The 21,833-nt window shown below is 37.7% G+C and carries 21 protein-coding genes; 10 read left to right on the top strand and 11 right to left on the bottom strand.

Features of this window, described 5'->3' with window-relative positions:
• Positions 1 to 14 precede the first annotated feature (14 nt).
• The 6 genes from LB454_RS03710 (at position 15) to LB454_RS03735 (ending at position 7,294) form a co-directional block, all read left to right on the top strand.
• Positions 15 to 908 (top strand): geranylgeranylglycerol-phosphate geranylgeranyltransferase, encoded by an 894-nt coding sequence (locus tag LB454_RS03710; protein ID WP_224463274.1) that lies wholly within the window; start codon positions 15 to 17, stop codon positions 906 to 908.
• The gene (locus LB454_RS03715; protein ID WP_224463276.1) at positions 905 to 1,483 is read left to right on the top strand and encodes a Maf family nucleotide pyrophosphatase; all 579 of its coding nucleotides are present in this window, start codon (positions 905 to 907) and stop codon (positions 1,481 to 1,483) included. The genes LB454_RS03710 and LB454_RS03715 overlap by 4 nt, the downstream gene beginning before the upstream one ends.
• Before the next feature lie 8 nt (positions 1,484 to 1,491).
• Positions 1,492 to 2,376 carry a septum formation inhibitor Maf gene (locus LB454_RS03720; protein ID WP_224463279.1) on the top strand — a complete coding sequence of 295 codons (885 nt, stop codon included), beginning with the start codon at positions 1,492 to 1,494 and terminating at the stop codon, positions 2,374 to 2,376.
• A 4-nt stretch (positions 2,377 to 2,380) separates the two neighbouring features.
• The gene (locus LB454_RS03725; protein ID WP_224463281.1) at positions 2,381 to 2,926 is read left to right on the top strand and encodes a mechanosensitive ion channel domain-containing protein; all 546 of its coding nucleotides are present in this window, start codon (positions 2,381 to 2,383) and stop codon (positions 2,924 to 2,926) included.
• 65 nt (positions 2,927 to 2,991) lie between these two features.
• Positions 2,992 to 5,472, top strand: coding sequence for a PIG-L family deacetylase (locus tag LB454_RS03730; protein ID WP_224463283.1), 2,481 nt, complete (start codon positions 2,992 to 2,994; stop codon positions 5,470 to 5,472).
• 124 nt (positions 5,473 to 5,596) lie between these two features.
• Complete coding sequence (locus tag LB454_RS03735) at positions 5,597 to 7,294, top strand: sodium:solute symporter (protein ID WP_224463285.1); 1,698 nt, start codon at positions 5,597 to 5,599, stop codon at positions 7,292 to 7,294.
• Between the two features lie 25 nt (positions 7,295 to 7,319).
• On the opposite strand, the gene LB454_RS03740 is transcribed toward LB454_RS03735, so the two are convergent.
• Positions 7,320 to 8,162: a DUF2911 domain-containing protein gene (locus LB454_RS03740; protein ID WP_224463286.1), complete on the bottom strand. Its 843-nt coding sequence runs from the start codon at positions 8,160 to 8,162 to the stop codon at positions 7,320 to 7,322.
• A gap of 132 nt (positions 8,163 to 8,294) precedes the next feature.
• Here LB454_RS03740 and kdsA point away from each other — a divergent pair, with 132 nt between their 5' ends.
• Positions 8,295 to 9,113 (top strand): 3-deoxy-8-phosphooctulonate synthase, encoded by an 819-nt coding sequence (kdsA, locus tag LB454_RS03745; protein WP_224463287.1) that lies wholly within the window; start codon positions 8,295 to 8,297, stop codon positions 9,111 to 9,113.
• Here the strand turns inward: kdsA and xseB are convergent.
• The 4 genes from xseB to LB454_RS03765 are packed head-to-tail and all read right to left on the bottom strand — an operon-like array spanning position 9,110 to position 12,437.
• Entirely contained in the window at positions 9,110 to 9,328 is a 219-nt protein-coding gene (xseB, locus tag LB454_RS03750; protein WP_224463288.1) for an exodeoxyribonuclease VII small subunit, read from the bottom strand. The two genes, kdsA and xseB, sit on opposite strands and share 4 nt — an antisense overlap.
• Entirely contained in the window at positions 9,315 to 10,715 is a 1,401-nt protein-coding gene (gene xseA / locus LB454_RS03755) for an exodeoxyribonuclease VII large subunit (protein WP_224463289.1), read from the bottom strand. The genes xseB and xseA overlap by 14 nt, the downstream gene beginning before the upstream one ends.
• A gap of 8 nt (positions 10,716 to 10,723) precedes the next feature.
• A complete protein-coding gene (locus LB454_RS03760) occupies positions 10,724 to 11,242 on the bottom strand; it encodes a DinB family protein (protein WP_224463290.1) in 519 nt (172 codons plus the stop codon).
• A 1-nt stretch (position 11,243) separates the two neighbouring features.
• Positions 11,244 to 12,437 carry a proline dehydrogenase family protein gene (locus LB454_RS03765; protein ID WP_224463291.1) on the bottom strand — a complete coding sequence of 398 codons (1,194 nt, stop codon included), beginning with the start codon at positions 12,435 to 12,437 and terminating at the stop codon, positions 11,244 to 11,246.
• A 92-nt stretch (positions 12,438 to 12,529) separates the two neighbouring features.
• On the opposite strand from LB454_RS03765, the gene aroB reads away from it, so the two are divergent.
• A complete protein-coding gene (aroB, locus tag LB454_RS03770; RefSeq protein ID WP_224463867.1) occupies positions 12,530 to 13,603 on the top strand; it encodes a 3-dehydroquinate synthase in 1,074 nt (357 codons plus the stop codon).
• A gap of 16 nt (positions 13,604 to 13,619) precedes the next feature.
• Here the strand turns inward: aroB and trxB are convergent, their stop codons facing one another.
• On the bottom strand, positions 13,620 to 14,603 hold the full coding sequence (trxB, locus tag LB454_RS03775) for a thioredoxin-disulfide reductase (RefSeq protein ID WP_224463292.1): 984 nt from the start codon (positions 14,601 to 14,603) through the stop codon (positions 13,620 to 13,622).
• 206 nt (positions 14,604 to 14,809) lie between these two features.
• On the opposite strand from trxB, the gene LB454_RS03780 reads away from it, so the two are divergent.
• The gene (locus LB454_RS03780; RefSeq protein WP_224463293.1) at positions 14,810 to 15,712 is read left to right on the top strand and encodes a tryptophan 2,3-dioxygenase family protein; all 903 of its coding nucleotides are present in this window, start codon (positions 14,810 to 14,812) and stop codon (positions 15,710 to 15,712) included.
• A 73-nt stretch (positions 15,713 to 15,785) separates the two neighbouring features.
• Positions 15,786 to 16,247: a hypothetical protein gene (locus tag LB454_RS03785; protein ID WP_224463294.1), complete on the top strand. Its 462-nt coding sequence runs from the start codon at positions 15,786 to 15,788 to the stop codon at positions 16,245 to 16,247.
• 1 nt (position 16,248) lies between these two features.
• Here LB454_RS03785 and LB454_RS03790 read toward each other — a convergent pair whose 3' ends face one another.
• From LB454_RS03790 to LB454_RS03810, 5 genes are all read right to left on the bottom strand, one after another.
• Entirely contained in the window at positions 16,249 to 17,088 is an 840-nt protein-coding gene (locus LB454_RS03790) for a CvfB family protein (protein ID WP_224463295.1), read from the bottom strand.
• 52 nt (positions 17,089 to 17,140) lie between these two features.
• Positions 17,141 to 18,898 carry a 2-succinyl-5-enolpyruvyl-6-hydroxy-3-cyclohexene-1-carboxylic-acid synthase gene (gene menD / locus LB454_RS03795; RefSeq protein WP_224463296.1) on the bottom strand — a complete coding sequence of 586 codons (1,758 nt, stop codon included), beginning with the start codon at positions 18,896 to 18,898 and terminating at the stop codon, positions 17,141 to 17,143.
• A 51-nt stretch (positions 18,899 to 18,949) separates the two neighbouring features.
• Positions 18,950 to 20,050, bottom strand: a complete 1,101-nt coding sequence (locus LB454_RS03800) for a chorismate-binding protein (protein ID WP_224463297.1) — start codon at positions 20,048 to 20,050, stop codon at positions 18,950 to 18,952.
• On the bottom strand, positions 20,050 to 20,469 hold the full coding sequence (locus tag LB454_RS03805; protein ID WP_224463298.1) for a PaaI family thioesterase: 420 nt from the start codon (positions 20,467 to 20,469) through the stop codon (positions 20,050 to 20,052). Before LB454_RS03805 ends, LB454_RS03800 begins: the two co-directional genes overlap by 1 nt.
• Before the next feature lie 271 nt (positions 20,470 to 20,740).
• A complete protein-coding gene (locus LB454_RS03810; protein WP_224463299.1) occupies positions 20,741 to 21,748 on the bottom strand; it encodes a glycoside hydrolase family 113 in 1,008 nt (335 codons plus the stop codon).
• Positions 21,749 to 21,833 lie beyond the last annotated feature (85 nt).

Here is a 21,833-nt window from a genome sequence, read left to right on the forward strand (position 1 = left end):
AATCCATAAATTTTATGCATATTCTCGATCTTGTAAGATGGAAAAATTTGTTGATTCTTATTTTTTCTGCTGCACTTATAAGGTTTGCTTTAGTTCCCAGTTTTGGAACATCCGTGCAGATTGACTTATTAAATTATGCCCTACTCACACTGTCTATTCTCTGCATCGCTGCCGGAGGAAATATCATCAATGATTTTTTTGATGTAACTACAGATAGCATCAATAGACCCAACAGACTCTTGGTCGATAAGATTATATCCAGAAAGCAGGTTCTACAGCTCTATTTACTAATGAATAGTTTAGGTCTCGGAATTGCTTTTTACTTGTTCCTGACTTTAGATTTTGAAACGATAGTAGTCATCTTTTATATACTTATTCTTGCTCCTTTGCTACTTGCCGCTTATTCCATCTGGCTAAAGCGTATTGCCATCGTTGGTAACATTTTGGTGAGTTTACTTGTAGGCCTAAGTATTTTTTGTCTAGGCACTGTCTTAATCGACGAAAACCAAAGTCCAGTAGTTTTTTTCACAATTACATGTTATGCTTTCCTTGCTTTTCTTTTGAATTTGAGCCGAGAATTGGTAAAAGACATAGAAGACATCAAAGGAGATTACTTTTGCAACATGAAAACTCTACCCATTTTGATTGGGAAAAAACGGTCCAATTACTTCATTTTTGGATTACTCACATTCATTATATTAGTTTTATTATCTATAGTCCTTATCTATTTTCTAAATCTGAATGTTCTCCTGTTTTATGTTTTCACCTTTATCATTTTACCACTATTATTAATTTCAAAAAAAGTCCTGGGAGCAACTTCTGAAAAGGATTATAGAACCATAAGTTTTCATTTAAAACTTGTATTTTTAACTGGCATTTGTTCAATGCTTACATTTCTTATGTTATGATTCTAAAAAATTTAAAGAATAAACGCATCATCTTAGCTTCAGGTTCACCCAGAAGACAAGAGATTCTTAAATCCATTGGTGTAGATTTCATCGTTGAACTTCGGTCTGTCGATGAAGTGTTTAGTGAAGACTTGAAACATCACCAGATAAGCGACTACTTAGCTCAACTTAAAGCCAGACAATTTCAGGATTTGAGACCAGATGACATTCTTATCACGGGTGATACCATCGTTTGGCACGACCACAAAGCACTCAATAAACCCAGTAATAAAGACGAAGCGTTTCAGATGATTCAATCACTCTCCGATACCACTCACGAAGTTATTTCTTCATTTTGCATCAAAACCCAAGAACAAACCAACACATTTTATGATACCACAGAAGTAAAATTCAAACCACTCACTAGCGAAGAGATTTGGCACTACATCAACACTTACTCGCCTTTCGACAAGGCTGGAGCTTATGGAATTCAGGAATGGATTGGCCAGATAGGTATTTCAGAAATTAAGGGCTCTTTTTACACAGTAATGGGTTTTCCTATTCATCTGGTGTATGAAAAGCTTTCAAAAATATAATAATACTTATGAAATTTATTCTGATTTTATTACTAGTAAGCATTCTCAGTTGCAAGACAGAACCTAAACTGGAGTCCAAGACTAATGCAGATGCTGAGCCTAGAAACTTATCTGAAGAATTTAAGTCTTACTGGTATGATGGCAAAGCTGAATTGACCAGTTATGATTTAGAATTTTACCGTTACGGCGAAAAAAGAAAAGGCAAAGCCATGCTCATTTTTGTCACAGAGGATTTTTTAGAAGATGAGCAGGTAAAGGCTGATTCAAAGTCAGAAAGCACAATTTCTGTGATGAAGCTCAATTCAACCAAAACCTTCAACACTGGTATTTATCCTTACAGCATTATGCAAAGTGCTTTTTTACCATTAGAAAACAAAGCACCTATTTTAAAACTGACTTCTAGCATACAGGAATGGTGTGGACAATCCTATGCTCAGCTCAACAACAGGGAAAGTTTTGAAATAAAGACCCATTCCTATTTTGAAGGCGAAGCAGATGCAAGTTTCAACCAGCCATCTACATTAACTGAAAATGAGATTTGGACTCGTTTAAGGGTAGATCCTAACAGTATTGAAAGCGGCAAACAAAATATTCTACCAGATGCCTCTTACTTACAAATGAATCATAAGGAATTCAAGAGCTATGAAGCGGTCATTAAACAAACAGAAAAGGATTTCATAGAAACAAGAATAGAGTTTCAGACTCTAGGAAGAGTTATGAACATCTATCAGGACAAAACCTTCCCTTTCACTATAGAAAAATGGGAAGAACTTGAAATTAAGGACAAGGATACTCTCGTATCTAGAGCTACAAAATTAACAAGGCTCAAGACAAAATATTGGCAACAAAACTCAAACAAATATCTACATTTGCGAGATAGTTTAAGCTTGTAGTTTTATGATAGAAAACCTCGTTTTTAAATACGAATACCAATTCATTTGGACAGCAATTGTTGTGTTTGGGATGTTATTTTTGAGATTTGGGCTAAAGCAATCTGCGAAGCGCATAGCCAAAAGGGATGAACTCAACTACGCTCGTACAAAATTGATATACAAGTACATCAACGTTCTTGTATCCTTTATTGCCTTTTTCTCTCTCCTTCTCATTTGGGGTTTTGAAGTTCGCGAACTGGCCTTGGTTTTCTCATCTGTTTTTGCTGTTATGGGAATTGCTTTGTTTGCCATTTGGTCTGTTTTGAGCAACGTCACTTCCGGGGTCATTATGTTTTTTTCGTTTCCTTACAAGATTGGAGATAAAATCCAGATACACGATAAAGATTTTCCTATTGAAGCCATCATTGAAGACATTAAGGCTTTTCAACTTCACTTGAGAACAGATGAGGATGAATTAATCACATACCCCAATAACCTTATTCTACAAAAATCTGTGACTTTGCTTAAGAAAGATGCTATGCTGGAACGCAATGAAAACTTAGATCGTTAAAAAGCCTCGAAATAATTGAGTATTATTGACTGAGGCTAGTATATTTGATTAAAATTTTATTGAAAATGACAAGATGTATAGGCTGTATTTTATTTTTCCTGATAACAAGTATTGGCTTAGCCCAGGATCCTAATAAACCCTCTTCTTCTGAGATCTTTCAAGACATAAAGGCACTTAACTTTTTAGGAAATGTCCTTTACATCGCTGCCCATCCAGACGATGAAAACACAAGTTTAATCACTTATTTTTCTAAAGAAGTAAATGCTCAGACCACATACCTATCGCTTACTCGAGGAGATGGAGGCCAAAACCTAATCGGCTCGGAGCTTAGCGAAAAACTAGGAATGATTCGCTCACAAGAATTACTCAACGCCAGGAAAATAGACGGAGGAAACCAGTTTTTTTCCAGAGCCATCGATTTTGGATTTTCTAAAACTCCAGAAGAAACTTTAAAAATCTGGGATAAAGAAAAAATCTTATCAGATGTTGTTTGGGCTATCCGCAAACATAGACCAGATGTCATTATCAATCGCTTTGACCATAGAACTGCCGGAAGTACTCACGGGCATCACACCTCATCGGCAATCTTGAGCGTAGAAGCTTTTGAAATGGCTGGAGATGAAGATAAATTCAGTTCTCAGTTGGATCTGGTCAAACCTTGGCAACCTAAACGTGCTTTTTTCAATACCTCCTGGTGGTTTTATGGAAGTGAAGAAGCTTTTGAAAACGCAGATAAATCTAATTTTATCGAATTGGAAATTAATAAGTTTTATCCTTTGGAAGGTTTATCCAATAATGAAATTTCCGCCCTAAGTAGAAGTCAGCACAAATCTCAAGGCTTTGGAAATACAGGATCCAGAGGTGACAAAATAGAATATATTGAACTGATAAAAGGTGATAAACTTCAAGGCAATGACCCTTTTGCCGGGGTAGACACCTCCTGGAATAGAATTCCTGAAGGGAAAGCGATTGGTAAAATTTTGAACAAGGTGGAAAAAAACTTTGATTTCAAAAAACCCTGGAAATCTGTTCCAAAATTATTAAAGGCCAAATCATTGATAGACGAAATTGATGATGAGTTTTGGCGAACTCAAAAAAGTGAACAAATCAAATCCATCATTATTGCTTCTTTAGGGCTTTTTGCAGAAGTAAAAAGTAAGTCTCCTTATGCAAGTCCAGGCGATCAAGTCCAGATAGAGTTTGAAGTCATCAACAGAAGCCCTGAACAAATACAGTTAAAGTCGATTTCTCAGTCTGGAAAATCTTTTGACCTAAAGCCGACTTTACTTGAAGACAATATGGACTTCACATTATCTAGCCCACTTGTGGTAAGTTCCGAAGAAAGTTTTACTACACCTTACTGGCTGCAAGAGCAACCAGAATTAGGAATATATAAAGTGGATGACAGGAGACTTATAGGCCAGCCACAGTCCCCAAATCCTGTAGAGTTTACGTTTGAATTTGATATTGACGGAACACCTTTTGAAATTACAAAACCACTGATTTATAAATACAACGATCCTGTGAAGGGAGAAGTTTATCAAAACTTCGAAATTCTACCCGAAGCTTCTATAAGTTTGAAAGAGTCGGTTTACGTTTTCAAAAATTCAAATAAAAAACAGGTTGAGGTTGATGTCAAGGCTTTCAAAAACGACTTAACCGGCCAACTGGAATTGAACATCCCGAAAGGATGGGAAATTACACCAAAATATCAGGATGTCCAGCTTAAAAATAGAGGAGAAACGAAAAGCTTTACGTTTGAAGTCATACCAACAACCGAGGGTGAAGTAACTTTGTCTCCGATTTTAAAAATCGGTAATAAAACCCTTAGCAAAAAAGTTTCCACCATCGATTATGACCATATAGGAACCCATAAACTTGTCCAGGAATCTACTGCAAAACTGGTTAACTTAGAGATCGAAATTAGTGACAAAAAGATAGCATACGTAGAAGGTGCAGGTTCAAGTGTTCCCAGTAACCTAAGGGATTTGGGCTTTGAAGTTGATGAATTTTCTCCAGATGATATCTCAACAGAAATACTGAGCGGTTATGACGTGGTGATCATGGGCATACGGGCTTACAATATTCATGAGGTTTTAGCCTACAAGCAAGATGTTTTGTTTCAGTTTGTTGAAAACGGCGGAACTATGATTGTGCAGTACAACACCAATCGTGGATTAAAAACTGAAAGAATAGCACCTTTTGAAATGAAAATGTCGAGAGATCGAGTGACTGAAGAAGATGCAAAGGTGAGATTTATCACTCCAAAACACAAAGTACTGTATCATCCTAATAAAATTGTTGAAGAAGATTTTGAAGGCTGGGTACAGGAACGTGGACTTTACTTTCCAGAAAAGTGGTCTCGGGAATTGTCTCCGGTTTTATCTATGAATGATAAAAATGAAACCCCAAAAGAAGGCAGCATCTTGATTGGCGAATATGGGAAAGGACATTACATCTACACGGGCTTGAGTTTTTTCCGCGAGTTGCCGGCTGGAGTTTCTGGAGCATACAAACTGTTTTCTAACTTAATTTCCATAGAATAGAATGTCCGAAAAGCCTCAGAAATACACATGGAAACCTGCATACACCTGGATACTCATCTGTAATTCAGTTTACATTTTGGGCTTTTATATATTCATGAATTGGTTTCAAAACTAAAATAAATTCATGGAAACCATCGATTTTATCATTCTGTTTGCAACATTAGCTTTTATAGTGATTTACGGGAGTTTAAAGTCGAGAAAGAATGCGAATGTCGATGATTTTATAAAAGGTGGAAATCAATCCAGATGGTGGACGGTAGGTTTATCGGTTATGGCCACACAGGCAAGTGCCATTACATTTTTATCTACTCCAGGACAGGCTTTTCATGATGGAATGGGATTTGTCCAGTTCTATTTTGGTTTACCAATAGCCATCATCATTATCTGCCTGGTCTTTCTCCCCATCTATCACCGACTTAAGGTTTATACGGCTTACGAATACTTGGAGTCTCGATTTGATCTTAAAACAAGAAGCTTGACGGCTGGTTTATTTTTAATTCAAAGAAGTCTAGCCGCAGGAATTACCATTTATGCGCCTTCTATAATTCTCTCGGCGGTTTTGGGCTGGAATTTGTTTTACCTCAACATCATGATCGGGATTTTAGTAATTATTTACACGGTTACTGGAGGAACTCAAGCTGTAAACGTGACTCAAAAACAACAAATGGGAGTCATCTTTTTGGGATTGATCACAGCATTTGTTTTGATTTTCTCCTACTTGCCAGACGATATTACATTCAATAAAGCGATGAAAATTGCTGGAGCCAATAACAAACTAGATGTTTTAGATTTTTCGTTCAGTTTTGATAACCGGTACACCTTCTGGAGTGGAATCATAGGTGGTAGCTTTTTGGCTTTATCCTACTTCGGGACAGACCAAAGTCAAGTTCAGCGCTATCTGTCTGGTAAAAGCTTGAGAGAAAGCCAGATGGGCTTAATTTTTAATGCTATCCTTAAAGTACCGCTTCAATTTTTCATTTTGCTCATTGGGGTAATGGTGTTTGTGTTTTATCAGTTCAACTACTCGCCTATTAACTTCAATCCTGCAGCAAAAGAAGCAGTCATGGAATCTGAGTTTAATTCTGAATTTGAAAGTTTGGAAACTCAACTCAAATCTATTCAGGATAAAAAGAATACGTTAGCCAATCAATTTGCTGGAGAAGTATCCTCCTCTGAAAGCGAACATCTTAAAACTAAATTAAGTCAACTTAATTCTGAAGAATTTGAGCTTAGAGATGAAGCAAAGACTATCATTTCTAAGGTGGATGACAAAATTGAAACCAACGATAAAGATTATGTATTTATCCATTTCATTATCAATAACCTACCTAGAGGGTTGGTTGGCCTACTACTTGCTGTTATTCTATCTGCAGCCATGTCTTCTACCGCTTCGGAGCTCAATGCACTAGCCTCTACCACCACTATAGACTTGTATAAAAGAAATAAAAAAACTAGTCAGAATGAGAAACATTACGTTAATTCCACCAAGTTATTCACTCTAGGCTGGGGAATATTTGCTATAATTTTCGCCTGCACTGCCAGCTTATTTGATAATTTGATTCAGCTGGTCAACATCATAGGCTCCATTTTTTATGGTAATGTTTTAGGCATATTCTTACTCGCCTTTTTTATCAAGTTTGTAACGAGTCGTGCAGTTTTTATAGCAGCGATCATCACACAAATCATTGTCTTAATTGGATACTTTCAAGACTGGATGCCTTATTTATGGCTAAATTTATTTGGATGTGGCCTGGTAGTTTCAATTGCGATTCTGATACAGATGTTCACAAAAAAACCGACTCCAAATGTAGAGTCGGTTTGATATCAATCTTAAAAGCAAAGCTGATTTATTTAGCACCCCATTCTTTTAAAGAATCCTCATTCATTTTTACGTAGTCTGCATTACCTGCTTTTTTTGCCCCAGCTAAGGAAGCTTTTGCAGTTTCTATGGCTTTGGTCTTTTTACCATTGGCTGCATAGATTAAGGATTGCTGTCTTTGCATCCAAAATGGTTTAACCTCAGACATTTCCATGCCTTTTTCCATCCACTTTTCAGCTTTATCGAGATCTTTTCCTGCACTAAAATAATAAACTGCAGAATTAAAATAATCTGCAGCAGATGGGCCAGACATGATTCTACTGATGTTTTCTTCCACTATCTCATCGGTTGGAAATATGATAGGCACTTCCACCATTGTTTTTTCCCAGGACATTACCAGATGCGCTTTATCTAAAGTAATGGCATCAAAATCTATAGTAAAAGTCTCCACTAAATGTTTTAAAGATTTTACAGGAACATTTATCATTGCAGCAACAGCATCTTCATTCCATGTTTTAGGCAAGCCCCAGTTATCGACCTCTTCATAAAAAAACACATCCCAACTATCTTTTTTTGGAATGCTATAAATAGAGTAACTACCAGCTTCTAGAGCCTGTCCATCCACTTCAACATCATCTGTAAAAGTGATGACTGTATTTTCATTGGCTCCGGTTCTCCATCGCTTATCAAAAGGAACAAGGTTCCCAAAAACTACTCTCCCATTTGCAGAAGGCCTGGAGTAGGCAATACTGACTTCTGATAAGCCTACATTTTGTGTAATTGTTGCATTCGGACTGGGCTGCGGGGTCTCAACTTGTGCATAAGTAAAAACTGACAGTGCAAGCGCGAGGGCTGTAAAAATTGTTTTCATATGAATCTAATTTAAAGTTATTTTAATTTCAATTCTGAAAGATAAGGAAATTAGCATTTCAAAATGATAACATCTAGAAATTTACCTATTTATAAACCTTTCTGAAATCCTTATCTTTGAAAAAAAATTATAATGGATCTTACTGTTATTCCAAAACTAAAACACACCGACTCCTCCAACTTTTTCCTATTGGCTGGACCTTGTGCCATTGAAGGTGAAGACATGGCCTTAAAAATAGCTGAGCGCATTTTAAAAATTACCGATAAACTCGATATTCCTTTTATATTCAAAGGTTCTTTCAAAAAAGCCAACCGAAGTAGAATCGATAGTTTCACCGGAATTGGAGATGAAAAGGCCCTTAAGATACTGAAAAAAGTAAGTGATACTTTTGATGTTCCTACAGTGACCGATATTCATCAGGAAAGTGATGCCGCTATGGCTGCAGAATATGTGGATGTACTCCAAATTCCTGCCTTTTTGGTGAGACAAACCGATCTTTTGGTTGCTGCAGCAGAAACTCGAAAAGTTGTAAATCTTAAAAAAGGACAATTTATGAGTCCGGAAAGCATGCAACACGCTGTCCAAAAAATAAAGGATGCAGGCAATGATAAAGTGATTATCACAGATCGTGGAACTATGTTTGGCTATCAGGATTTGATTGTAGACTTCAGAGGAATTCCGACTATGAGGCGCTATGCCTCAACAGTTTTGGATGTGACCCATTCTTTGCAACAACCTAACCAGTCTTCTGGTGTTACTGGAGGAAGGCCAGAAATGATTGAAACTATTGCCAGGGCAGGAATTGTAAATAACGTAGATGGATTGTTTATTGAAACCCACTTCAATCCTGGCGAAGCCAAAAGTGATGGTGCCAATATGCTGGATCTTGAATTGCTTGAAGGGCTTTTAACTAGATTGGTACATATTCGAAAAACAGTCCATCAGTTTTAAGCGTCTTTATCTTCATTAATGTCTATCATATCATCCAAAGCTGAGTTGACCTCAATTTCAGTTTTGGTCAATATGGTTTTGCAAAATTTGATTAATTCTGAAGCTCGTTTTACTTTTTTGGTCAATTCATCTACAGAAACTGAATCGTTTTCAATATCGGAGACGATAGACTGAAGTTCCTGGAGTGCGCTTTCGTAACTTTCAGTTGTTTTCATTGGGTTTGATTTTTATGACGTCACTTTCAGCATATCCGTCGGCAAACATCGTTTTTAGACGATCACCTGGCTTTAGCTCTGTCGTAGAGGTTATAATTTTATCGTTGACCAAATTCAATGTATAACCGCGTTGTAATAAACGATCTGGCGATAATAAATTGAGCGTAGTCGACAAATAATGAAATTGTTGGCGTTGATGTTCTAACTGATTTTTGCTTTCTTTTTTCAAAGATTTGGAAAGCTGAACTAGTTCTTGCTGTTGCTTTTGAAACTTCTGTGTTGTTAGCCAGCTTAAACGGTAGCTGGAATTGTCTAAATTATCAAATCCTTTCCGAAATAATGAAGGAAGTGTGGACTTGATGCGCTGTCGCTGCTCCTTCAAGTGAAAGTTATGATTTTGCAACAGTGCATTCACCTCATTTTTGAAGTTGTAATGAAGTTGTTTAAGCTCCTGTTGCTCATCTTTCAATTTTAATTTGACCAAACTTTTGAAATCATCGTTCAAATCCTGAAGTTCATCCAGACAATTTTGAAAGGCTTTGATGAAAAAATAGGCAACGTCTGTTGGTGTAATTTTATTAGTATACGTTACCATTTCTACCAGGGTTTCGTTGGTAGAATGTCCAATCCCTGAAATCACAGGAAGTGGAAATCTGGCGACTTTGGAAGCCAGTAAAAAGCTGTCGTAACAACTCAAACCTACATCACCTCCTCCACCTCTTATGATGGTAACGACATCAAATTCCTGCGTTTTACTCTCTATACTTTCCAAAGCTTCTGCGATAGAGGTTATAGCGTTGTCGCCCTGCAATAAGGCTGGAAATAACTCTATTTTGAAATTGAAATGTGAATACGTTTTAGAAATAATATTGATAAAATCCTGATAGCCTTTACTGGTCTGCACAGAAATAACGGCTATGCGTTGTGGTACTTTTGGAAAATCCAGTGATCTATTCAAATTGAAAATACCTTCAGCTTTCAGTCGCTTAAGGCTTTCTATTTTTTCTTTAGCCATTTCACCTAAAGTAAAGCTGGCGTCTATATCGATGATATTTAAAGAAAATCCATAATTAGGGTGATAATTAACTTTGGCAAGCACCAAAACCGTCATACCTTCAGAAATCGGTTTTTTGGTTATGTCTTCAAACTGCCTGGAAATTGATTGAAAGGTATCCGACCAGATCGTAGCTCGCATTTGCGCCAATATCCTTCCGTTTTGTTTTTCGACTAGGTCTGGATAACAATGACCGCTTTTAGTATAGGCGTTGAGTTTTGCAATTTCAGTTTTAATCCAATAGGGTTTATTGTAATGCGCGGTAATCATGCGTTGCAGACTTCTGCCAATGTCAAGAAGAGTAAACACAGAAGTTTGAGAACTTGCCGCCATTTTTTTGCTCAAAGGTAACGTTCTTTGATGATGCGAATATGGTGTTTTTGATGCCCACATAAGATAAAAGGAATAGACCTTACAGAAAAGGGACCTCCACTGGCCTGCCCAATGTTAATAAAGACGCCATCACTGAAACTTTTATACAAACAAATACTGGATGTTCTTACCGCCTTAAATTCTTCCAGCAAATCCTTTATGGAACGTAGATTTGAATAACATTGCTCAGCGTAATGGTTTTCGTCGTAACCAGGAAGCTCGGTAAAGTCTGCTCTGGCAAATCTTAAGGCTCTGTTTACAAAAATACGTTCAGTGTCAATTAAATGTTGAAGAATTTGTTTTGGTGTCCATTTTTCTGAAGCATAACGGAACTCGTGTTTTTCTAATGGAATAGAATTAAAAAACTCAATCAACTCCGCCTGTTGCTCAAGAGCCTCAAAAAGTTCTGTAGTAGCAGAAACCCTATTAAGATATAACTCATAATAGGGTTTGTATTCTTTGGCTGTTATATCTGACTTTACAATCATTTTATTCTACACGTTTCACGTATTGACCATCTCTCCTGTGCTTTTCTTCCCTCAATAAAGCCAACTCTCTACCAGTTTGACCTTGTACTGATGAATTTTCCTGGGCACGTCTTATCAGGTAAGGAATCACATCTTTAATAGGGCCAAATGGCAATAACTTAATAGCATTGGCATTAACTCTGCCTAAATTAAAACTAATATGGTCACTCATTCCATAAAGTTGACCAAACCAGATTCTATCATCAGATAGGTATAATTCTTTTTGATTCATCAATTGTAGAGCCATGTATGTACTTACCTCGTTATGAGTACCAATAAATTGGGAAATATCATCTACATTATCAATACAGTAGCACATCACAGCATTGAAATTCACATCCGTTGCCTCTTTATCTTCACAAATAGGTGTTGGATACCCATGCCGCTTTGCTCTTGCATTTTCCTTTTCCATATAAGCTCCACGAACAGTCTTAAAACCCAACTTGAAACCCTCCTTTTGTGCCCTTTCGTGAATTGCCTTAACATACGATAATCTATCCCAACGGTAACATTGAAGCGTATTAAAGATAATGGCTTTTTCTTTATTGAATTTTCTCATCATATCTTCAATAAAGTTGTCTGCTGCATCCTGCATCCAGGATTCCTCAGCATCTATGAGAAGCCGAGTATCATTGTCATAAGCAGCCTGGCAGACCTTTTCAAATCTAGCTTTTATTCTTCCCCACTCCTTCTGCTCTTCGTCAGTTAAAGTGTGATTAGCGGTCACTTTTTCCCAAATCTCAAAACGTCCAAGACCTGTAGGCTTGGCAACAGCAAAAGGAATTTCTTCTGCACTTCCAGCATACTTAATAATTTCAATTTTATCGCTTGCTGCCCTGTCAAACTCTTCCTCATCCTCTTTTCCTTCTACAGAATAATCTAAGACGCTATAAACATTTTCTTTTCGCATTTTTTTTACCAGAGGCATGCAGTCATCCTGACTCTCACCTCCACAAAATTGTTTGAAAATTGTTGCACGAACGAGAGGTTCTATCGGTAGTCTTAATTTTAATGCCAGATTTGTGGCTGCTGTAGATACAGGAACAAAGTAAGGCACATTCATCATTGTAAAAAGAAACAAAGACCGCTTAAGGTCTTCGTCAGATTTCAAAACAAAAGCATGTTTTGTATCATTGAATATTTTAGTATCTATCATAAGTCAAAAATGAAGTCAAATATAGCCATTGATGTATTATTTTCGCTGAAGCTATGAAGCTATTTTAAGAATCTTAACAAAGCTTTCTCATGATGAAACCTTTATCTTTAAAAAATTATAATGTTGCTTTTCAAGAACAAGCCTATAAAGAACTTAATCATCTCATTAAAGATGAATGCTACTCTTCTATTTATATCTTAGTTGACAGCAACACCAATGCATATTGTTCTAGATTTCTGTCAGAAAACATTGAAGCTAAAGTCAAGATAGAATGGATCGAAATAGAACCTGGCGAAGAGCACAAAACCATCTCAACCTGCAACGAAATCTGGAAAACTCTTTCTGAAACTGGTGCAGACAGAAAATCCCTTCTTATCAACCTTGGCGGTGGAATTGTAACCGATGTTGGTGGATATGCAGCTTCCTGTTTTAAAAGAGGAATTGACTTTGTTCATGTACCTACTACACTGCTTGGTATGGTAGACGCAGCTATTGGTGGAAAAAATGGAGTCAATCTGGATAGTCTAAAGAATCAAATCGGAATCATACGAGTACCAAAATTAGTCTTAGTAGATGTAGGCTACCTTGCTACTTTACCAGCGGAAGAAATGAGAAGTGGATTGGCTGAAATGCTAAAACATGGGCTCATTGCCAATGCTGAGGATTTCTTTGCTTTCGAAGATTTATCTCAATTTCAAGTTGATAAATTACCTGAATTGATTCGCGATTCTATTCAGATAAAAACTAAAATAGCTGAGGAAGATCCTCACGAAAGAGGCTTGAGAATGGCACTTAATTTTGGCCACACTTTAGGCCATGCCATAGAATCTTACCACATGGAAGATGCTGCTAAAACCAAATTGCTCCATGGTGAAGCTGTTGCCATAGGCATGATTCTAGCTTTAAAACTTTCTGTAGAAGTTCTTCAGTTTGATCAAGCTAAGTGCGATAGAGCTAGTCGAATTATTCGTACTTATTTCAAACCGGTAAAATTTTCAGAAGCTGATATCCATAAAATTAAATCCTACTTGAAGCACGATAAAAAGAACTCTGCTGGTAATATCAACTTTGTGTTACTAGAAGATTATGGACAGCCAAAAATCAATTGTAAAGTAAGCGATGCTGAAATAAAAAAGGCTTTTGCGTATTACAAAAGCCTTGATTAAAACAGTGATTTTTAAATTATTTTAGTGCTGCCTGAGGCTCGGAAAACTCCGTAGTCTCAAGACCTGCTAAGTAACGTTCTGCATCCAAGGCAGACATACACCCAGTACCAGCTGCAGTGATGGCCTGACGATACACTTTATCCTGGGAATCGCCACAAGCAAAAACTCCCGGGTAATTGGTATTGGTTGTTCTTGGTTTGGTGATAATATAACCTACATCATCCATATCTAGATAACCTTTAAATATATCAGTATTGGGTTTATGACCAATAGCAATGAATAAACCAGTAATTTTAATTTCTTCTTTCTCACCTGTTTGGTTGTTCACCATTCTCAAGCCTTCTACAACTTGCTCCCCAAGAACTTCATCTACTTCTGTATGGTAACGCAAGTCAATATTTTTGGTATTTTCTACTCTATGCTGCATCGCTTTCGAGGCTTTCATTTCTCCTTTTCTTACCAGCATAGTTACCTTGGTACAAATTTTAGAAAGATATGTAGCTTCTTCACAGGCAGTATCACCTCCACCTACAATCGCAACATCCTGCCCTTTGTAAAAGAAACCATCACACACGGCGCAGGCGGAAACTCCTCCCCCTCTCAGACGTTGTTCACTAGGAATATTCAGGTACTTGGCCGAGGCTCCTGTAGAAATAATAACTGTATGCGCTTCAACCCAGGTTTTATTGTCAATTTGTGCTTTATGAATTCCTCCTACTTCATCAGATAACTCCACTTTGGTCACCATCCCTATACGAACATCTGTTCCAAAACGCTCTGCTTGCTGTTGAAGCTCTACCATCATTTGTGGTCCGTCTATTCCATTTGGATAACCTGGAAAATTATCTACTTCTGTGGTAGTAGTTAGCTGACCTCCTGGCTCCATTCCTGTGTAAACTACTGGTTTCATATCTGCTCTAGCAGCATAAATAGCAGCTGTATAACCCGCAGGGCCAGAACCTATGATAAGACATTTTATACGTTCAATTGTATCAGACATAATTTCAAATTTTATACAAAGGTAGTAAGATTTTAGGTTTTGATCAGCTGATTAAATTCCTTATTAACATATAGCTATAACCTCGTCTTATGCTATTTTAAATTTAGTCCTAAAGTTGGTAAAAGTTTCAGATTAAGCCGTTATTAAAAGCAACTTTGAACGTTAACTTGACTTATTTTAATAAATTTGAAGTAAAACTCATACGAATGAATAAGGAGCTTTTAAAGCAACTTGAAGATAAATATGAAGCCCTTGGAGAAAATCCAGACAACTACCTAAAGGGACTTCTACATGCCAAGCCTTTAAATTATTGGGATTACATTGAAGTAGATACACTTTTGGCACTTCAAAAACCTAAGACTAACTTTAAAGATGAGACTGTATTTATTGTCTATCACCAAATTACAGAGCTCACATTAAAGCTGATGATTCATGAAGTAAAACAAATTGTGGACATCACAAATTTCAATTCAGAAACATTTTTTGCTGAAAAACTAAAACGGCTGATAAGGTACACAGATATGCTTATTACTTCTTTTGAGGTGATGACTGAGGGTCTCGATTATGAAGATTATAATAAATTCAGAATGTCTCTGACGCCTGCCAGCGGATTTCAAAGTGCCCAATTTCGATATCTGGAATTGATGTGTACGCCAACCCTCAATTTAATAAATGAAGAAGGTAAGAAGCGCTTACCTGAAGCTCCTAGTTTGGATGAGATTTTTCAAAATATTTATTGGAGAGATGCAGGATACAACAGGGAAACAGGCAAAACATCACATACGCTAAAAGCCTTCGAAGAAAAATACCTGCAAATTTTTAAAAAATTAGCGAGTTCAACTAAAGGAAGTACGCTGTGGGAACAATTTCAAAAATTTGAAAATCCCTCTGAGAATCTAGTATACAGAATGAAAGATTTTGATCACCGTTATAATGTAAACTGGTCTAAAACTCATTTAAAAACCGCTGCAAAATACCTTGATAAAAAAGGAGAAACTAAAGAAGCTACAGGAGGTTCTCCATGGAAAAAATATTTAAATCCCAAATATCAACAGCGAAGTTTCTTTCCTAAATTATGGAAAGATAAAGAAATATTAGAATGGGTATAATATTTGTTATTTTTGTAATATGACTTTAGTTAGATACATCTTAGGATTAATATTAGTTCTCAATTTCATTGAAATGAACGCTCAAACCGATTTTAGAATGTTTGAGCCACTTCCTTTGGTATCACTTAGCATCAATGCAGATCCCTTTTCGGTTCAAGCAGCCGGAAAAGATTTCAACCTACCTGAGGTTGATATCTTTAAAGATAAATTTTCTAAACGACCAGAAATTGATATGATAGCTGCTGCCAACCGCAAGGCTTACCGAGCCCAACAGCAAAAGGAGCAGAATTTTTCTTTTATAGAAAGACAATCGGCTATATTTGGGAATTTCAAACCCAAATTTGACAACACATCAAATTCTATTTATTCCCCTTCTTACCATCAACAGCCCATCTATTCAGATTTGAATCGAGTGAAAAATTCAGCTTACGAAGACTTGGGAGATAAATACGGACGCATGTCTCCATTTTATCAGCTCTCGCCTTACAGAACTAGGAGAAATTCGGGTTCTGGATTTTACTTCGGCAGGTATTAGACTATTTCTTTAAAAATATACCGACACCATTTTCAATTGTGATTTCTCGCTCTTTGTAAAGGGTTCCAATTGCTTTTTTGAATGCTTTTTTACTCAGGTGAAGCGTATTGTAAATCGATTCAGGTTTGGATTTATCGTGAAGTGGTAGAAAACCATCTTCCGTATTTTGTAAGGTTTCCATCACTTTTTTGGCATTTGGCTCTATGCCTCTGTAGCCTGGACGCTGCAAGGAGACATCCAGCTTATTATCAGGTCTTATTTTCTTCACGACTCCTTTCAGTCTGTCACCTGTTTTCAAATCCTGAAATACCTCGTCTTTATAAAGCAAGCCAATGTGAATTTCGTTGACGATCACATTGTAGCCCATCTCGGTAGGATTGGTAACGATCAGATCCACTTCATCAAAATGCTCTACCGTCAATATAGTATTATCTACAAATTTATTAACTCGGCTTGAGGCGACTAACCGGTTGGTTTGCTCATCGAGATAGCAAAAAATAAGGTAATTTTCACCTTTCATCATCTTATAAGCCTGCTCCATATGCGGAACGAAAAGGTGCTTTTCCAGCCCCCAGTCCAAAAACGCGCCAAAATCATTGCTATCTACACAAGTGAGGTAAGCAAATTCATCCAACATAACTTTTGGCTCCAGAGTCGTTGCGACCGGGCGTTCATCAAAATCCAGGTAGACAAAAACTTCAATTTCATCTCCAATTTCAAACTGACTTGGTTTGTATTTATTGGGAAGTAAAACCTCTTCTTCTGCTTCATTTTTTAAAAAAAGTCCAGGAGGAGTGTCTCTATCTATAGTCAAAGTGTGCTTTACGCCTAAGTCTAACATTCAAAAATCTATTTAGACTGCAAAAGTAATCAATTTTAAAATTGAATATGCTTTAGTTTTGAGGAGACTCTGCAGGTTTATTATTCAATACCGATTGAAAATCAATACGTCTTCTTAAATAATCAAAATACGCCAGCAGTACTTTATCATTCTCCAGCCTGGGTGTGAAAATTTCAATTAATTGAGGACTGTCATTTCTTTCAAAAAACAATGGCAATTCCCGATCGACTTCAGCTAGATTACGGGCTTCAGAATACTGTATGCCGTACATCTTACACAAATGCTCCGCATTCAAGTCGTGGGTAGTTTCAAAATAGTTAGCAAAATAATCTTCGTTTTTATTGCCCGGTAAAATCCTAAAAATTCCGCCTCCAGCGTTATTCAACAAAATGATTTTAAAGGTTTTCGGAATGTAATTATTCCACAAGGCATTGGAATCGTAGAAGAAACTGAGGTCGCCCGTGACCAGAGTGGTGGGTTCTTGACTAGCCACCGCATACCCAATAGCTGTAGAAGTGCTGCCATCAATTCCACTGGTTCCCCGGTTGGCAAAAGCTTTGATTTCTCGCCTGGAATCAAACAAATTCGCATAGCGGATGCTGGAGCTATTGGCAAAATGCACAATTTCATCCTGAGGCAAATTCTCAAACAAGCTGTAGTAAAATGCAAAATCGGTGAAATCAATCTCGCCTCTATAAGAGGCCCTGAAGTCTAAGGTTTTCAACCTGATCGCATTCCACTTTTCAAAATACGTGGAACTCACCTGCTGTAAAGACGTATTGACGTAGTGAAAAAAATCATTAACCGTCGTTTCAAAATGCTGCGTCAGGCAAAAGAAGGTATCATTGGCTTCTCTAGGGTCGATGTGAAAATGCTGTTGGGGTTTGAAATTCCTAAGGAATTTTTTGATTTTCTTGGAAACAATCAAACCACCAAAGGTCACAAGCATGTCTGGCTGAAGCGCTTCAAATAAGCCATCTGAATTTGCTTCCTGTTCCATCGGAGCCAAAATAGAATCAATATTGGTAAAGAAATTCTTATCGGAAATATTAGACGTGATCTCTGTCATCACGATCACAGATGGGTCGCTAGAAAGCAGTTGCAAAACCTCTTCATCGATTTGCTCATCGAGATTCACACCTACCAGAACCAACTTCCGCTTTGCAGAATTCCAGTGCTTTATAAACTTAGAAGCTTCAATTTCAACTTGCTCTGGTTTCAGAGTTTGCAATGCCGGAATCTCAATACTTAGCCTATCTGTTTTATGGTAAAGCGGTTCATCAAAAGGCGCATTGATGTGCACAGGACCTTGATTCCAAATCGCTATTTGTAAGGCTTTGTGCGTTTCTTCGGCATTAAAATCCAAAATCGACTGGTCGTCAGAATTGTGGTAATCGCCTTTTAAATTGGCTGAATACAAAATGTGATTAGCAAAGACGTTGGGCTGTCTTATCGTTTGACCATCGCCAATATCAATTAAATGTGGCGGGCGATCTGCTGAAATGACCACCAATGGTAAATTGCTGTAGTAGGCTTCAGAAACGGCAGGATAATAATTCAAAAGGGCAGAACCAGACGTACACACTACCGCTACTGGTGCATTGAATCGCTGAGTCATCCCCAAAGCAAAAAAAGCTGCACAACGCTCATCTACAATGCTATAAGCCTTTATGTTGGGGTGATTGGCAAGTGTAATCGTTAAGGGTGCATTTCTAGAACCAGGAGAAATCACCACATGCTCTATGCCGTTTTGAACACAAAGTTCAGCAATCAATTGAGCACTTGGAATGGTAGAATAAATCTGATTCATATCACAAAAATAAGATTGAGAACTCCTAAAACACTCAGTATCCTTAAATTCTTATAGCACTTTTAACATCGTCCTAGATTTATTCACGGTTTCAGCCCACTCCTCTTCAGGATCACTGTCTTTGGTAATGCCTCCACCCACATAAATATTGATTTTTCCATCAGCATAACTCAAGCATCTCAAATTCACAAACAAATTTGACGTTCTCACAATGGATTTGTAAGCTTGATTCTCCTGATTTTTAGTTCTACCAGAGCGCTGGTTGTGCTGTGGCATATTTAATTCTCCAAAAAATCCAGTGTAAAACTGCCTGCTGTAAGCTTCATTGGCTCGCAAAAACTGGTATGCTTTCTCCTTAGGCAATCCACAAACCGCTGGTGTAGGGTGCAAAGCCTTCAGGATGGGTCCAAGTTGTGAAGTTTCAAAGCAAGCTTTGATATCTGTTCGCAAATGCAACAATTCGCCGGCTTTATCAGTTTTAGTCTCCGAAATGTTCAAGCCAGACACATGAGGCGCCAAAGCATTTTCGATCTCATCTGTTACAATTTGCTGCTCATCCTGCTCCTTCAAAGTCCACTCGCGCCCCTCATCCATACGCTTGGTTCCCGCCAGCGACATGGTTTCCAACTGACTCCTATACGTTTTTACCAAAACCTCGGGCGACGCTCCTGCCCAAAAGCCAACCTCAGGATGAAACCACACGTAAGTAAAAGCTTCAGGGTAAAACTGGATCAATTTCAGAAATAATCCCGCTGGATCTTGCAAATCATAGTCAGCAGAAATTTTTCGTGAAACCACTATTTTTTTAAACTCCTTAGCTTTGATTTGCTCAATCGCTTTAGAGAGCAAGTTCAGGTACTTTTCTTTTTCTTCTGGTGGTTGTTTTATGCTGAATTTGCTTTGCGATTCACTACCAGGTTCGATGAGCTCAAACTTCAATACCTCAGAAGAAACTTCGGGGAACACGATGGGTGGGGATGAGATTTCAAAAGGTGAAAATATAAATCCAGCCTCATCGTAAGACTGAAGGTGGCGTAGCTTGACATCTTCAGGAAAAAAGCAATGCACCTGTGTATCATCTGGCTTATGGTAAGCCAAAAAAGGCTGTTTTGAGGCCCAAGCCTGATCGATATGTTGAACTAAACCCTGCATTAGCTGGCTTTTGGCAAAGCAATGGTGGTTAATTTCACTGCCGAAATCAATCTTCCTTCCACATCTTTAAGCTTGATGTCCCAAACTTGGGTCGTTCTACCTTTGTGAATAAAAGTCGCCGTCGCAAACACATCGCCGTCTTTCAAACTTCGCACATGATTGGCAGAAATCTCCAACCCCCGAATCATAAAATTTTTGGTGTCCAGAAACACAAAACAAGCGGCACTTCCTACGCTTTCAGCCAGGGCTACCATGGCACCGCCATGCAAAACCCCATCAGGCTGGTGCACTTTGGGTGTTACTGGCATTTTGGCCGTGAGAAAATCCTCGCCAACATCCACATAGGAAATGTCTAGAGTTTCCATTAAAGTATTTTTATTATAAGCATTGCATTGCTCGAGAATATGTTGTTTATCCATTATCATCAATTGATTTAACAAAATTACGAAAGCAAACGCATCAGCGCTATTTATCCCGATTATTTTAAAAGAGTTTTATGGAATTAGTTGGTGAGTGGGGAGTTTTTTCTGCTTCAGCATGGACTCTAGTACTTTTCATTGAACAACGATTCTTCAGTCGCTGAAAAGGCTCCTTTAGAATGACACTCAATATTCAGTATTCGTTTTTCTGTATTCTCTATTCAGTATTCATCATTCGATATTCTTTCCGCTTGAATTTGACTTCCATACTTCATTGCTTGTAAAATGACTTCAAGTAGGCTTCAGACGTTTTACCCTGGACTGTAAACCGGTTTTTATGCCGTTCAGAAGTTGAATCGAAATTAGGAAACCATTTCCATAAAAAGCCTCCAGCAAACCACTCCTCTGCCCATAGACTTTGATGCAGGCCTGTCAATAAATTCAGTTGAGCCAATTCATTTGCGGAATAGTCACTCCTGGAGGAATCCCAAGGCTCTTTCCCAGCAAAATCAATGCTTCTATAGCCATATTCAGTAAAAAGAATTTTGGTTTGATAGTCTTCAGAAAAAGATTCTAAGTCTATTTTCAAGGTTTCCCAAGTGGAATTCACTTCTTTCAAGCTTGGCGTTTTAGAATCAGAAATGGGAAAATAAGCATCGATTCCTATAAAATCCAGGCTATCCCAAAATCCAACATTCTGGTAGGTATCCCAGTTTTCAGCATAAGTGAGTTGACCAGAATAAACAGCCTTCACATCCTCTATGAGTTCACACCAGAATCCAGGCCTTCGGGTCACAAATTCATGCAATTCTGTTCCCAAACAGAAAAGTGAAACTTGATTTTTTTCCGCTAACTTGACGAAGGCCATGACATAAGCCTTATAATTCTTTTCAAACTGAACCCAGTCGTTTTCGGAAGTCATCGCGATATCTCCAGTAAATACTCCACTCCCCACCCAAATATGGGGTTTCAGCATCACTTCTATTTCCAAAGCCTGAAGTGTTTTCACATCAGCTCCAATGCCTGAAAGCGTTTCTCCAGACCATTGCCTGTTAGTATCAAAAATAAATTCTACCTCATCAGCTTTGGGCATAAAAGCGTATGGCATCACAGCCACAAAATTAGAACCGGTTTGCTGGAGAGCTTCAGCCTTGACCTTATGGATTGTTGATCTTGAGGCCACCATACTCAAGCCATTGATTTTGTTATCTTGAGAACGCACCCAAAGGGAATTGCTGATTAAAAAAATGAAAACCAGAGGAAATCTTAATATGTTCATGTTGAACGAAATTAAACATTTACTTTGAGTTAGATTTTAACTAAAAATTAAAACCTTAATCAGATAGTATTGTGATTTCCTTATA

The sequence above is a fragment of the Psychroflexus montanilacus genome (assembly GCF_020164535.1).
Lineage (GTDB): Bacteria > Bacteroidota > Bacteroidia > Flavobacteriales > Flavobacteriaceae > Psychroflexus > Psychroflexus montanilacus.